12 protein-coding genes and 1 tRNA gene are annotated in these 13,523 nt (G+C 65.9%); 1 reads left to right on the top strand and 12 read right to left on the bottom strand.

Features of this window, described 5'->3' with window-relative positions; translation table 11 throughout:
* Positions 1-13 precede the first annotated feature (13 nt).
* The 8 genes from FHR84_RS17420 to FHR84_RS17455 form a co-directional block, all read right to left on the bottom strand.
* A complete protein-coding gene (locus FHR84_RS17420; RefSeq protein ID WP_179536580.1) occupies positions 14-331 on the bottom strand; it encodes a hypothetical protein in 318 nt (105 codons plus the stop codon).
* A 1,051-nt stretch (positions 332-1,382) separates the two neighbouring features.
* Positions 1,383-2,570 (bottom strand): ParB/RepB/Spo0J family partition protein, encoded by a 1,188-nt coding sequence (locus tag FHR84_RS17425; protein WP_218863025.1) that lies wholly within the window; start codon positions 2,568-2,570, stop codon positions 1,383-1,385.
* Between the two features lie 420 nt (positions 2,571-2,990).
* A complete protein-coding gene (locus FHR84_RS17430) occupies positions 2,991-3,215 on the bottom strand; it encodes a hypothetical protein (RefSeq protein ID WP_179536581.1) in 225 nt (74 codons plus the stop codon).
* A gap of 131 nt (positions 3,216-3,346) precedes the next feature.
* A complete protein-coding gene (locus FHR84_RS17435) occupies positions 3,347-3,550 on the bottom strand; it encodes a hypothetical protein (RefSeq protein ID WP_179536582.1) in 204 nt (67 codons plus the stop codon).
* 51 nt (positions 3,551-3,601) lie between these two features.
* Positions 3,602-3,675: transfer RNA gene (locus FHR84_RS17440), tRNA-Leu, on the bottom strand.
* Positions 3,676-3,982: 307 nt separating this feature from the next.
* Positions 3,983-5,305, bottom strand: coding sequence for an NAD(P)/FAD-dependent oxidoreductase (locus FHR84_RS17445; RefSeq protein WP_179536583.1), 1,323 nt, complete (start codon positions 5,303-5,305; stop codon positions 3,983-3,985).
* Between the two features lie 306 nt (positions 5,306-5,611).
* Entirely contained in the window at positions 5,612-6,067 is a 456-nt protein-coding gene (locus tag FHR84_RS17450; protein ID WP_343075312.1) for a hypothetical protein, read from the bottom strand.
* Between the two features lie 732 nt (positions 6,068-6,799).
* Positions 6,800-7,567: a uracil-DNA glycosylase family protein gene (locus FHR84_RS17455; protein WP_179536584.1), complete on the bottom strand. Its 768-nt coding sequence runs from the start codon at positions 7,565-7,567 to the stop codon at positions 6,800-6,802.
* A gap of 78 nt (positions 7,568-7,645) precedes the next feature.
* On the opposite strand from FHR84_RS17455, the gene FHR84_RS17460 reads away from it, so the two are divergent.
* A complete protein-coding gene (locus FHR84_RS17460; RefSeq protein ID WP_179536585.1) occupies positions 7,646-9,124 on the top strand; it encodes a S10 family peptidase in 1,479 nt (492 codons plus the stop codon).
* A 359-nt stretch (positions 9,125-9,483) separates the two neighbouring features.
* Here FHR84_RS17460 and FHR84_RS17465 read toward each other — a convergent pair whose 3' ends face one another.
* Genes FHR84_RS17465 through FHR84_RS17480 form a run of 4 tightly spaced genes read right to left on the bottom strand, consistent with a single transcriptional unit; the run spans position 9,484 to position 13,468 of the window.
* A complete protein-coding gene (locus FHR84_RS17465) occupies positions 9,484-10,518 on the bottom strand; it encodes a dipeptide ABC transporter ATP-binding protein (protein ID WP_179536586.1) in 1,035 nt (344 codons plus the stop codon).
* Complete coding sequence (locus FHR84_RS17470) at positions 10,511-11,530, bottom strand: ABC transporter ATP-binding protein (RefSeq protein WP_179536587.1); 1,020 nt, start codon at positions 11,528-11,530, stop codon at positions 10,511-10,513. The genes FHR84_RS17465 and FHR84_RS17470 overlap by 8 nt, the downstream gene beginning before the upstream one ends.
* Before the next feature lie 14 nt (positions 11,531-11,544).
* Positions 11,545-12,549, bottom strand: coding sequence for an ABC transporter permease (locus tag FHR84_RS17475; protein ID WP_017976579.1), 1,005 nt, complete (start codon positions 12,547-12,549; stop codon positions 11,545-11,547).
* Complete coding sequence (locus FHR84_RS17480) at positions 12,542-13,468, bottom strand: ABC transporter permease (RefSeq protein ID WP_017976580.1); 927 nt, start codon at positions 13,466-13,468, stop codon at positions 12,542-12,544. Before FHR84_RS17480 ends, FHR84_RS17475 begins: the two co-directional genes overlap by 8 nt.
* Between the last annotated feature and the right edge of the window lie 55 nt (positions 13,469-13,523).

Consider the following 13,523-nt stretch of genomic DNA (forward strand, 5'->3'; position numbering starts at 1 on the left):
GGCGCGTATCCGGTCAAGCCGTTTCAGAGACAGCGACGCCAGATTCGAGCAGCTCCGCCTCAATGAAATCGACGAGCCGGCTCACTCTGCTGAACGGGCTCACCCTCTGCGAGACGGCCTTTTCCGAGGTCAGTGAGATCTCCTGGTCGTACTCATCCTCAACGGCCTCTTCAACCTGGGTCAGGAAGTTGACCAGCTGCATGGAGTCGAAGACCCCATGCTCCCCGTACAGGGCCAGGGACGGAAGGTCCTCAGTGGAGATCTTCTCTTCCCTGCGCTCGTTGACCTCCTCGAAGATGTTGTTGATCAGACTGAGAATTCGGTCATTCATGGCCAGAGTTCCTTCCGGGTGAAGTACGCATGTTTTCGAGCGGGTTTTGCAGGTGAGACCCCCGCAGAAGGAAGCATCAGTGATACCCCTACCGGTTTAGCTCATCATCCTTCACGGTGAAGCGCTGTGTCTACCTCCTGACTTCCAACTCGGGACCGTAGGGATTGCCAAATGAGGCGTCCCAGAGCGAGTAGGAAATTCGCATGTCCGACCAATCAGCACTAAACCCGCTTTTAGGGACGAACACCAAGTGGCGTGCGTGCAACCCAGTCGAGCACCTTGCTGACTCGCGGGTGCGACAGCAGTCGCCTGCGTCATCCCGCTGAGCCGTGTTCAGGCTTGCTCACCGCAGACGCGAACGCTTTCTAGACCAGCTCAACACAGCCTTTACCAGAATCGGTGAAGCCGGTAGAGCGCGTGCACCGCGATCATACAACCGGCAGCACACCGTCACTACGAGAATATCACGTCAACCCGAAAAGGCCGAGATGCGAGTTTGTGAGCTCCTCACGGGTTGCCGGTTGCCGGCCTGGAAGCAGCGAAGAGCCCTTTGAAGGCCGGTGCGGTGCTGTACCTCGTACCGTGCAGGCGCATCAGCGGGCCTTGTTCAACCGTGGATTCTCTACGGTTGAACAAGGCCCTTGTCACCGGCGCCAGGACGCGACGAGCACCGGTAGCCATGCGCTTAAACCTGCAAATTTGGTCGCCGCGCGATTTTGCTGCGACAGCAACCCCGACATCCGCTGACATCTGCTATTGCTCACCGAGTTCAGTTCCATGAACCGTTTCGTGCGCTCGGAAGAGGACTGGGGAGGACGACATCATGTGCTCGGCTTGGGATCGCCCGTGGTCGGCAGCGCAGTTCAATGCCTAATATCGCGGATCCAGAACCCCTTATTCTTGCGGCGCACACAAGGGGTAACATGCAAACGCCAAAAGGCTCACCGCTCAAGAGGAGGACGAGGCGAAAACTTCCATGACTTCGTGGCCGTTCGACCATTCAGCACGGCCCGCACCACGCGCTTCGCTTGCTGGCGTCTCAATGTTCCACTTATACTTCACGTTCCTGGAGTTCCTGGGCAAGGTTCTGCCATATTTCAGAACACTGGGTAGCCAGTTTGGCTACGATTGCCGCGAGGTGTGGGGGCACGTTGTTAACGACCTGCGAGCACTTGACCTCTGCCTGGTGATTCAGGTGTAACCACCTCAGCAACTCCCGGCCTGATTCCGACGAGCGGAGCGAAGGATCCTTTTTCAATGAAGCTATCCATTCCTGCATATTCTTTCGCTCCATCTCCGGCGCGGTTCCTGACGGGCCGGCCGGGGGCCTTTCCGGGTGAGTCGCCGGAGGTTCGGACGGAGCCGCATTCTTCTCGCACACCCCGGAATCTCGTTGCTTATCAGAGTCCCTGGGAGCGACCGGGTCCTCACCTCGGCGGATCCGTTCCCTCACGTCCTTCGCTGTTCCCACGGAAACCCCGGAAAGCTTGGCGACGTGCCTCAGCGGAGCATGAGGTTCAGCTGTCAGCGTCTCAGCAGCCTGCCGTCGCCCGGCGGCAGAGCTGAGCGGATGACGGCGCCCGTCCTTACCTATCCGCACATGTTGCTGGGCGGAGCCGTCATTCAACCGTTTTCGAATGCTCCCGACCGTCTTGGTGGACAATCCTGTGCATTCGGCCAGCGCCCTGTCCGACATGTTCAGCTGTGAGGAGATGATACGTTCAGCAGCTGAACGGCGCTCGTCCAAAGAAAGTGGCAGTCCGTGGCTGATGTTGGCCCTTACGGCTTCGACGAAAGCTTCTTCCTCGCCGCCGTCGAAGAACGCGACCCGGATCGACTTGTGACCCTTCTTCTTGGCTGCACGGAGCCTGTGCATACCGTCGATCACATGCATTGTAGGCCTGTGAACCAGTATCGGCGGCAGTTCAGATTCACTCTCGATCAGCCTCTGGGAGTGCTGCTCGTCCTCTCCTGCAAGCCGAGGAGAGTCACCGGGCAGAAGCTGATCTATGGGAATAAGATGAGTTGTCGATTCGCCGGACTCAAGGTATTCTGCTTGATCACTGCGGTCATGCTGAGCGTCCATATCAGCCCCCAGGCCGGTGCATCCCATCGAAGTAAGCTTAGAAGGCATTCCTACCTGCAACGGAGGGTCTCCCGCCATCAAGTCCAAGTGACGGACGTCACGCGCTCTTTTGGTGTTTTCAACATCGCATTTTCGGAAAGAGGAACTGCTCATGCCAAATAGAATGGCCTCCTTCTCCCCTCCCCTGGATTAGCCAGTAGTCAGGTCCGCGCGATCGACGGTCGCGCCGTGACCACTTGAGTTATTTTTTCTGCCCGTGATCATTTCGTCAAGCGCCTGCTGAGTCGTTTCGGACAACGGTTCGCGACGCTGCGTGATCGTGGCGGCGCGGCAACGAGAGGGCAGACTCCCTGACATGAAGTCGTTTTTCCGCAGTTCGGCTTCACAGGGAAACCTGTTCGTCGACGAGTGTCCGATCCACCGCTGTCCTGGAGACGCCCGCAGACGTTGAGCCATTTTGCGCAACCAATTGTTACCTTACGTGGTCAAGTTTGTTGGTCAGGTGGTGCGGTCATGGTGGTGGAGCAGGACCAGGGCGGCCGCGCCGGAGTCGGGACCGTCCGGGTTGTCGGACTACGCGGTCTCCCCGTCGGGGATGCCGACCGCGCTGTTGCGCAACGAAGTGCGCGTGGCCTTCCTCGGCCGCACCTCCACCGAGGCCCAACAAGACCCGCGCCAGCCGTTGCAGCGGCAGTTGGGCAACTGCAAGACCGCCCTGCCCGAATCATGGGGCATCGTCACGCACGTCCACGAAGTGGAATCCGGCCGCATGGAGCTCTGCTCCTGCGGACGACGCATGTTCGGTACCCGGCGCCGCGACTGCGCCTACTACCTGTGCTGGCCCCGCAACAACAACCGAGGCAGCCCTCGCCGAACTCGACACCGCCGAGGAAGCCGAACCAGCCAAACCCAGCACCGACGACGTCGCGCTACTGGACCACCTGCCCCACCTCGCCCTGAACCTCACCCACGCCCCGGAGGAACTGCTCCGCAGGCTGTTCGAGATCACCCAGCTCACCGTCACCCTCCACGGCAACAGCGACGAAGCGACCATCACGATCAAGCTCCCCGCCGACGACCTCCCCCCAGATCGCCCACGCAGCGGAACGGATCACGCACACTACGCCGTCCACACACGAAACCCCTGATCACGCAGGGGACACAGGTCGTGTGGATGCTGTACGTGCCCCCGGTCGGACTCGAACCGACACTACGACGATTTTAAGTCGTCTGCCTCTGCCCATTGGGCTACGGGGGCTCGCCGTTGGAATCGTCGCCGACGACACGCGTCACGACCAGCCCACACCTGGCTTCCTTAGGACGCTTCGATCGTGCCGTTGGTTCCAACGCGCAGGAAACCGCCATCTGGAGCAACCGCAGTAACTCCATGTGCAAAGCACCGGATCCTTTACTCCATACGAGCTAATTGAAACACACTGGTGGGCACTACTCGTGGAGTGAGTGACAGCCAGTAGCCACGTAAGGCCAACGGTGCGGAAAACGTACACACGAGGCCGCGCGCCGGACGAACCGGCACACGGCCTCCGTTCCCGTCCGGGGAGGGCTCAGCTCGAGGCGGCACGCTTGAAGTCCGCCCGCGGGTTCTGGATCTGGCCCATCGAGACGACCTCGCGGCGGAAGAGGAACGCGAGGGTCCAGTCGATGATGATCCTGGCCTTCCTGTTGAAGGTGGGCATCTTGCTCACGTGGTAGGTGCGGTGCATGAACCACGCGATGAGGCCCTTGGCCTTGAAGCCGTAGACGTCGGCGACTCCCTTGTAGAGACCGAGACCGGCGACCGAACCCGCGTTGCGGTGGTAGTACTCACCGGTCTTGCGGCCGCGCATCGAGGAGATGACGTTCTTGGCCAGCTGGTGCGCCTGCCGGACCGCGTGCTGGGCCGAAGGCGCACAGGTGGCGTTGGGGTCCTCCTCCGTCTTGGACAGGTCGGGCACGGCCGAGCAGTCGCCCGCCGCCCAGATCTCGGGGTTGCCCTCGACCTGCAAGTGCGAAGTGGCCTTGATCCTGCCCCGCTCGTCCAACGGGAGATCGCTGTTCTTCAGCACGGGGTTGGCCTTGACGCCCGCGTTCCACACCAGGGTGTCGGTGTCGAACTCGGTGCCGTCGGAGAGTACGGCGTGACCGTTCTCCACCGACTTCAGGAAGGTGTTCAGGTAGACCTTGATGTCCCGGTCCTCGAGCGCCTTCACGGTGTAGACGCCCATCTTCTCGCTCACCTCGGGCATGATCCGGCCCGCCGCCTCGATCAGCGACCAGCTCATGTCGTCACGGGTGATGGACTCGTAGTAGCGGGTGGCGTACCTGGCCATGTCCTCGAGCTCGGCCAGGGCCTCGGTGCCGGCATAACCGCCACCGACGAAGGTGAAGGTCAGGAGTCGTTTGCGCAGCTCCGGATCGGAGGTGTTCGCGGCGGCGTCCATCTTCGCCAGCACGTGGTTGCGCAGGTAGATCGCCTCGCCGACGGTCTTGAGCCCGATGCCCTGTTCGGGCAGTCCCGGGATCGGCAGCAGACGCGAGACCGATCCGAGCGCGACAACGAGCACGTCGTAGCCCAGGTCACTGGCGACGCCCTCGGCGTCCTCGACAGTGACCGATCGCTTCTCCTTGTTGATTTCCGTGACACGTGCGGTGAGGACATGACACCGCTTCAACACTCGTCGCAACGGCGCTACCACGTGACGGGGCTCAACGTTGCCCGCCGCCGCTTCCGGCAGGAAGGGCTGGTAGGTCATGTGCGGCTGAGGGTCGACGACCGTCACCGAAGCCTCACGGCGGCCGAGCTTGGACTGCAGGCGCAACGCGGTGTACATGCCGACGTAGCCGCCGCCGAGAATGAGAATCCGGGTGGGATCGGATTTACCAGCCATGCCTCTATGGTCACACCAATACGGCCCCCGACACCTCGGCGGCCCCCTCAAATGTGACACCGCTCGCGGGTGTTCCTGATCACAAAAACAGCCCGTGCACGGTCGTGAGCAGTGCGTCCCCCACGCACGCGAAGCGTCCCCGGTCGCGCACCCGGCGCCTCACGCGAGCGCGCCCCACCGAGGGGTGTCGGTCTGCGTTCCGCCGCCCGGCTACGGCACCGACGAACGTCCGGCCGGAGTCGATCTCGAAGTCATCCCCGCTCACGATACCCGATGTTCGAACCGGCCGCCGCACAGATCATCACCTCACAGCCGGAGCACGCGCCCGAGTCCCCAGGCCACCAGTCCCACGAGCACGCCGACCAGCACTCCGGTCACCACACTGCTGCCGAAGGCGAACCCCCGCGTGATCACCACGTGGGCCATCTCGGGCAGCCCGGCGAGGTTGCCGCCCAGTCGAGGGGTCTCGCCGTCGTAGGCGAGCCTCCACAGCACCTGGTGCACCGCCCCCATCAGCACCCCGTAGCAGAGTCCCACCTTGGTCAGGGTCCGCAACGGATCCGGCACCCGCGCCAGGAGCACCACGAGCACCCAGCACACCGGCGGAGCGAACACGAGCAGCGCGTTCACCCCGGCACCGGCCAAACCAAGATCGTGCAAGACGACCCGTGGCACCCCCAGGGCCGCGAGCAGCGTGAGCTGCCACGGGGACAGCCGCGCCCCCGTCCCGGCACGTGTGACTCCCCTACCGCGCACCGTCACCCCACGAGCTGTTGTCCCCGACGCGGGCGAGACTAGACGCACGTGGGGAAGAACGCTTCCGGGACGGCGCCCGGAGAAATCCGGGGGCAGAGGCCCGGTCCGTCCCGCGCGATGTGCTTTCCCCGCGGACCGCCCGAGTTCGAACCGTGCCCACTCTCGGCACCGGAGGCCGCCCGAACCCGCCCCGAACCGCTCCGGAGGAGCTCGAACGGAGTGGTCTCGACTGAATCAGATAAGGGGTGCGCACGGCTTCGGAAGCGAGCACGCGGCTGTTGCGGCACACCACCATCGGCTTTTCCTACCCACCCGCACGAGTGCGGTCCACACCTGCACTGCATCCCACTGGCAATTGATCAGCAGCGCGTCCTGGTCAACATGGCCAGCCGCGAGGAGCTCAGCAGTGCTGTTCGACGAACACCGCCAAGACTGTTTCGACGCACTCGCCTGGGTCACAGCTCTGATGGAGGCGACGGCACCCGGGCAACTGAGCGAAGCGACACCGTGCACCGAGTACGACGCGCGCACACGCATGGGGCACTTGATCGGCACCGCACACCGCGGGCTCGAAACCGCCGAAGGGGTCTCCACGCACGAGCCCCCGCACGTAGTGAGCGATGTTCCCGACGCTCAACCGGCCACGACGTACGCCGAGCTGGCCGACCGGATTCGGGCAGCGTGGGCACCCTCACGGCCCCATGACCAGGACGGCGAGCGTCATGGACGGCTCGGACCTCACCCCACCCCCGCCAGGACCTTCGCCCGCTCCAGCACCCCGCGCAGCATCTCGGGGGTGAGCCTGCCGGTGAAGGTGTTCTGCTGGCTGACGTGGTAGCAGCCCAGCAAGTGGAGCTCGCCTCCCTCTCGGCCGCTCAGCGTCCGCTCCGCACCGTGCCCGAACTTCGGCCGCGGCCGCGGGATCGTCCAGCCGTCCGCGGCCAGCACGGGCAGCAGCGACTGCCAACCGTAGGAACCGAGCACCACGACCGCCCGCAGCGTCGGCCGGAGCAGCTCCAGCTCGCGCGCCAGCCAGGGACGGCAGTTGTCCCGCTCGGCCGGGGTGGGTTTGTTGTCCGGAGGAGCGCACCGCACCGGGGCCGTGATCCGCACCCCGTTCAACCGCAGCCCGTCACCGACGGCCTCCGAGCTCGGGGCGGATGCCATCCCCACGTCGAACAGCGCGCGGTACAGGAACTCCCCCGAGCGGTCCCCGGTGAACATCCGCCCCGTGCGGTTCGCCCCGTGCGCCGCCGGTGCCAGACCGACTATCGCCACGGAAGCGTCGGTGGGCCCGAAGCCCGGAACCGGTCTGCCCCAGTAACGCTGATCGCGGAACGCGGCCCGCTTCTCCTCGGCCACCCGCTCGCGCCACTCCACCAGCCGGGGACAGGCGACGCAGCGCGTCACGGCCTCGTCGAGCTCGGCGACGGAGGAACTCGCGGGGGCGACTCCCGCCGGATCCTCGACCGGCCGGGTCACCAGTTCGGCTCTGGACTCGCTCACGCACCCACAGTGGCACACCCGAGCACGGGCCGCGTACGACACACGCCCCGGCGGAGGATGCGACTAGGGTACGGAACCATGGCAGCCAGCGAGGAAACCGACACCACCGGAGAGACGAACCAGCGATCGGGCGCTCCCGCGGCGGAACCGACCGATGACCTGGTCAGCACGCATCACACGATCACGGCCAACGGCAAGCGACTGTCCTACACGGCGACGACGGGCCGGTACGTGCTGCGCGAGGAGTCGTTCACCGACGGTAAGTTCGACGGGCACGTGGCCAAGGCCGAGATGTTCGTGACCTCCTACATCGCCGACGCCCCCGCGAACAGCGACCGCCCCGTCACCTTCGCCTTCAACGGCGGCCCCGGCGCGGCCAGCGTGTTCCTGCACATGGGGTTGCTGGGCCCCCGGCGAGTCCTGTCCGGCGACGCCGGACAACCGGCCGCGCCCCCCTACGGGCTGGCGGACAACCCCGAGACGCTGCTCGCGCACAGCGACCTGGTGTTCATCGACCCGATCTCCACCGGGTTCTCCAGGGCCGTGCAGGGCGGAAAGCCGGGTGACTACCACGGGTACCAGCGCGACATCGAGTCCGTGGGCGAACTGATCCGGCTGTGGACCTCCCGCAACGGCCGCTGGCTCTCGCCCAAGTACCTGGCGGGCGAGTCCTACGGAACGCTGCGCGCCGCCGCGCTGGCCGAGCACCTGCAGAGCAAGCACGGCATGTACCTCAACGGCCTGCTGCTCGTCTCCGCCGTGCTCGACATGGGAACCATCCGGTTCACCGAGGGCAACGATCTCCCGTACAGCCTCTTCCTGCCGAGCTACGCGGCCATCGCCCACTACCACGGCAAGCACGGCGACCGACCGCTGCGCGAGGTGCTGGAGGAGGCCGAGGAGTTCGCCGCGCGGGACTACCCGTGGGCCCTCTCCAGGGGAGCCCGGTTGTCCGCGGAGGACCGGGAGGATGCGGTGCGGCGCACCGCGAAGCTGACCGGCCTGAGCACCGACTACGTGGACCGGGTGAACCTGCGCATCGAGCACATCCGCTTCTTCACCGAGCTGCTGCGCGAGCGGCGGTTGACGGTGGGCAGGATGGACGGACGGTTCACCGGGTGGGAACCGGACGCGGGCGGCGAGCACTTCACCGACGATCCCAGCGTCTCCGGTCTCATCGGAGCCTTCTCCGCCGGGATCAACCACTACGTGCGCCAGGAACTGGACTACGCCAACGACCTGCCGTACGAAGTGCTCTCCGCGCGGGTTCACCCCTGGTCCTACGCGGACTTCGAGGGCATGTCGGTGACGGCGGCGGACAAGCTGGCCAAGGCGATGCGCACCAACCCGCATCTGCGGGTGCACGTGGGCTGCGGTCACACCGACGGTGCGACACCGTACTACGCGGCCGAGCACACCCTGGCCCAGCTGGAGATACCGAGCGAGCTGCGGGACAACATCGAGGTCCGCTACTACCCGGCCGGGCACATGATGTACGTGCACGAGCCGTCGCGCATCAAGCAGTCGGCGGACCTCGCCGAGTTCGTCTCCAGGTGAAACCGGAGCTCGCAGGCCGGTTCGCTCGGGTGGTTGCGTGGCGGAACCCCTCGCGGGCGCTCGCTCCGGCGAGGCCCGACACCGGGTAGCGGCCTACACAACGTCGGGCCTTCCTCGCGAGAGCACCACGAGAGAACCAGCGGCGGCGCGGGTTGCCAGGGCGGATTCTTCGGCTCCGCCGGAGCCGAACCACACCACCCGAGCCACCGGCACCGCCGGGGGCTCTCAGGCGTGGGTCTCGCGAGGACAGCGCGCCCGTGGCGTAGGTGGCTGCTCGATGGGCGCGCTCCCGCAGCCGGGCGCCGACCGAGGTTCCCCCACCCGCGCCGCCACGCGGAAAGAGCCGAGAAACGTAGCGCTCAGGAGACCACGTGCTCGTTCCGCTCTGCGAAGTGGCAAGCACTCGGGTGCCCCTGCTCCGCGTCCGGGGCGAGCTCCCCGCCGTCCAGCCGCACGGCCAGCTCGGGCTGCTGCTCGGCGCAGATGTCCTCGGCCTTCCAGCACCTGGTGCGGAAGCGGCACCCGGAGGGCGGACTCGCCGGGCTGGGAACGTCGCCGGACAGCCGGATGGTCTCCCTGCGGTTGCGCAGCGAGGGGTCCGGGACCGGCACCGAGGACAGCAGCGCCTGGGTGTACGGGTGCTGCGGGTGCTCGTAGATCTGGTCCTCAGTGCCCGTTTCCACGACCTTGCCCAGGTACATCACCGCCACCCGGTCCGAGAGGTGCCGCACCACGCCCAGATCGTGCGCGATGAAGATGTAGGACAGCCCGAACTCGGACTGCAGCTCGCCCAGCAGGTTCATGACCTGCGCCTGGATCGAGACGTCCAGCGCGGAGACCGGCTCGTCGCAGACGATCACCTTGGGCTTGAGCGCCAGCGCCCGCGCGATGCCGATGCGTTGCCGCTGCCCACCGGAGAACTGGTGCGGGTAGCGCCGCACGTGCTCGGGGTTGAGCCCGACGGTGTCCAGCAGCTCCTGGACGCGGCGCTGCCGGTCCCCCTTCGGAGCCACCTCGGGGTGGATCTCGAACGGCTCGCCGATGATGTCGCCCACGGTCTTGCGCGGGTTCAACGAGGTGTAGGGGTCCTGCAGCACGACCTGCATGTCCCTGCGCAGGCTGCGCAGTTCCGCCGCGCTCTTCTTGCCGAACATGTCGGCGCCCTCGAACAGCGCGCTGCCGCTGGTCGGCTGTTCCAGCCGCATCAGCACCTGGGCCAGTGTGGACTTGCCGCAGCCGGACTCGCCGACCACGCCCAGCGTCTCGCCCCGGTTGAGGTCGAAGGAGACCCCGTCCACCGCGCGCACGTGGCCGATGGTCTTCTTGAACACCACTCCCTGCTGCACCGGAAAGTGCTTCACCAGGTCGCGGACTTGCAGGATCGGCTCAGTCACGGCTGATCAACTCCTCGGCGAAGTGGCAGGCGCTGTGGCGTCCCGCCCGGAGCTCGTGCAGCTCGGGGACCGTTTCGCGGCACTCCTCCTCGGCACGGTGGCAGCGCGGGTGGAACGGACATCCGGGCGGGATGTCGGCGAGGTTGGGCGGCAGCCCCTTGATGCTCGCCAGTTCCTCCCCCTTCTGGTCCAGCCGGGGAATGGACTCCATCAGTCCCTCGGTGTACGGGTGGGCGGGGCGTTTGTACAGCGACTCCGCGTCGGACTCCTCCACCACGCGCCCGGCGTACATCACCGCGATCCGGTCGGCGACCTCGGCGACCACGCCGAGGTCGTGGGTGATCAGGATCAGCCCCATGTCGCGCTCGCGGCGCAGCTCGTCGAGCAGGTCCATGATCTGGGCCTGCACCGTGACGTCCAGCGCCGTGGTCGGCTCGTCGGCGATGAGCAGGTCCGGGTCCAGCGCCAGCGACATGGCGATCATGGCCCGCTGGCGCATGCCGCCGGAGAACTGGTGCGGGAACTCCTTCACCCGCTGCTTGGCGTTCGGGATCTTGACCAGGTCCAGCATCTCGGCGGCCTTGGCCGTGGCGTCCTTGCGCGACATGCCCCGCCGGAAGCGGAACTGCTCGGCGATCTGGAAGCCCACGGTGTAAACCGGGTTGAGCGCGGAGAGAGCGTCCTGGAAAATCATCGCCATGTTCTCCCCCCGGAGTTCACGGCGACGTTCCTCCTTCGCGGAGAGCAGCTCCTCCCCGCGGTACCGGACGGTGCCCGCTGTGGCGAACCCGGGCGGGGTGTCCAGGATGCCCATCACCGTCTGGGCGGTGACGCTCTTGCCCGAGCCCGACTCGCCGAGCACGGCCAGGGTCTCGCCCTCGTCGACGTGGTAGCCCACGCCGTTGAGCACGTTGGCCGTCGCCTCGCGGGTGCGGAACTCCACGTGCAGGTCTTGCACTTCCAGCAGGCGCGGCTTCGGCGAGCCGCCCGTGCCGTCGTCGGTAGCCGACATAGCGGCCCTCCTCACTACCTCTGTTTCGGGTCCAGCGCGTCCCGCACCGCGTCACCGAGCATCACGAAGGCGAGCACGGTGAGCACCAGGAACCCGGCGGGGAACAGCAGCATGTGCGGGGTGCTGATGATGTACTGCTGGGAGTTCGAGATCATCATTCCCCAGGACACGACCGGGTTCTGCAGTCCGAGCCCCAGGTAGGACAGCGTCGCCTCCAGCCCGATGTACTGGCCGAGCGCGATGGTCGCGTAGACCATCACCGGAGCAATGCAGTTCGGCAGCACGTGCTTGAAGATGATCCGGCCGTGGCTGGCGCCCAGCGCCTTGGCCGCCTTCACGTAGTCCTGCTGCTTGGCCGCGATGGCCGCCGAGCGCATGATGCGCATGGAGATCGGCCACGCGAGCACCCCGATGGTCACGATCACCTGGGTCATGACCCGCAGCATCCCGGGAGCCCCTTCGATCCCCGCGTTGAACACGGACAGGATCACGATCGCGCCGAGCACGAACGGCAGGCCGAGGAAGATCTCGGCGAACCTGGCCAGGAAGCTGTCGGTCTTGTTGCCGAAGTAACCCGCGACCAGCCCGACCAGCGAGCCGATGAGCACGGTGAGCAGTGTTGCCAGCACACCGACCACGATGGACGCGCGGGCTCCGTGGATCACCCTGGTGTAGATGTCCCTGCCCAGGGCGTCGTAGCCGAACCATGCCTCGGCCGAAGGCCCCTCGCGGGCCAGCGACAGGTCCTGCGCGTTCGGGTCGCCCGACGCGAACAGCCCGGGGAAGGCCGCGATCGCGAGCAGGAACAGCACGATCAGTCCGCCGATCACGAACAGCGGGCGGCGGCGCAGGTCGAGCCAGGCATCGCCCCAGAGTCCCCGCTGCTTCTCCCGGGGTTTCGACCCGACTTCGGGGCTCCCTTCGTGCTGCTGCGGGGAGTCCCGCCGCACCTCGTCCACGCCTTCGGCATCAGCCCCGGTGCTCAGGGTGCTCTGCCTGCCTTCGCCTGGGTCAGTCATATCGGATCCTCGGGTCCAGAGCCGCGTAGAGAATGTCCACCAGCAGGTTCATCAGCAGGTAGACGAGCACCAGCAGGGTGACCACCCCGGTCACGGTGATGCCTTCCTGGCCTTGGATGGCGCTGAAGACCAGCCCGCCGATGCCGTGGATGTTGAACACGCCCTCGGTCACGATGGCCCCGCCCATCAGCGCACCGAAGTCCGTTCCGATGAAGGTGATCACCGGGATCAGCGAGTTGCGCAGCATGTGCACCGAAACGACCCTGCGGGGGGTGAGCCCCTTGGCCGTGGCGGTGCGGATGTAGTCGGCCCGCTTGTTCTCGAACATCGCCGTGCGGGTGAGCCTGGCGATGTAGGCCATGGACAGGCTGCCCAGCACGAGGCCGGGAACGATCAGCTGCCCGATGCCGGGATCGGCGCCCACGGAGGGCTCCATCCACTCCAGCTGGACGCCGAACACCACCTGGATCACGAAGCCGCTCACGAACACCGGAACGGCGATGAGGAACAGGGTGGCCGCCAGCACGAGGTTGTCCACGAAGCCCTTGCCGCGCAGCGCGGTCAGGATTCCCGCCGCGATGCCGATGATCGCCTCGAAGATCAGGGCGATGGTGGCCAGTTTGAGCGTTACCGGGTAGGCCTGCTGGATCAGGGTGCCGACCTCGATCCCGTTGAAGGTCTCCCCGAAGTTGCCCTGGAACAGCTGTCCGAGGTATAGGACGTACTGCACCGGCAGCGGCTGGTCCAGATTGTACTGCTCGGTCATCTGGTCGATGAACGCGGGTGGGCAACCGCGCGGACCGCACAACCCCGCGAAGGGGTTTCCGGGGATCGCCCAGACCAGCGAGTAGATGATGAACGTTGTTCCGATGAAAACCGGAATCAACTGCAGCAGTCGCCGCAGTATGTATCGGCCCACCGAACCTCCTTCTACAAGGACACAACCCGGTCCACCGCCGCTCGTGACGGCGGTG

The organism is Actinopolyspora biskrensis, assembly GCF_013408175.1.
Lineage (GTDB): Bacteria > Actinomycetota > Actinomycetes > Mycobacteriales > Pseudonocardiaceae > Actinopolyspora > Actinopolyspora biskrensis.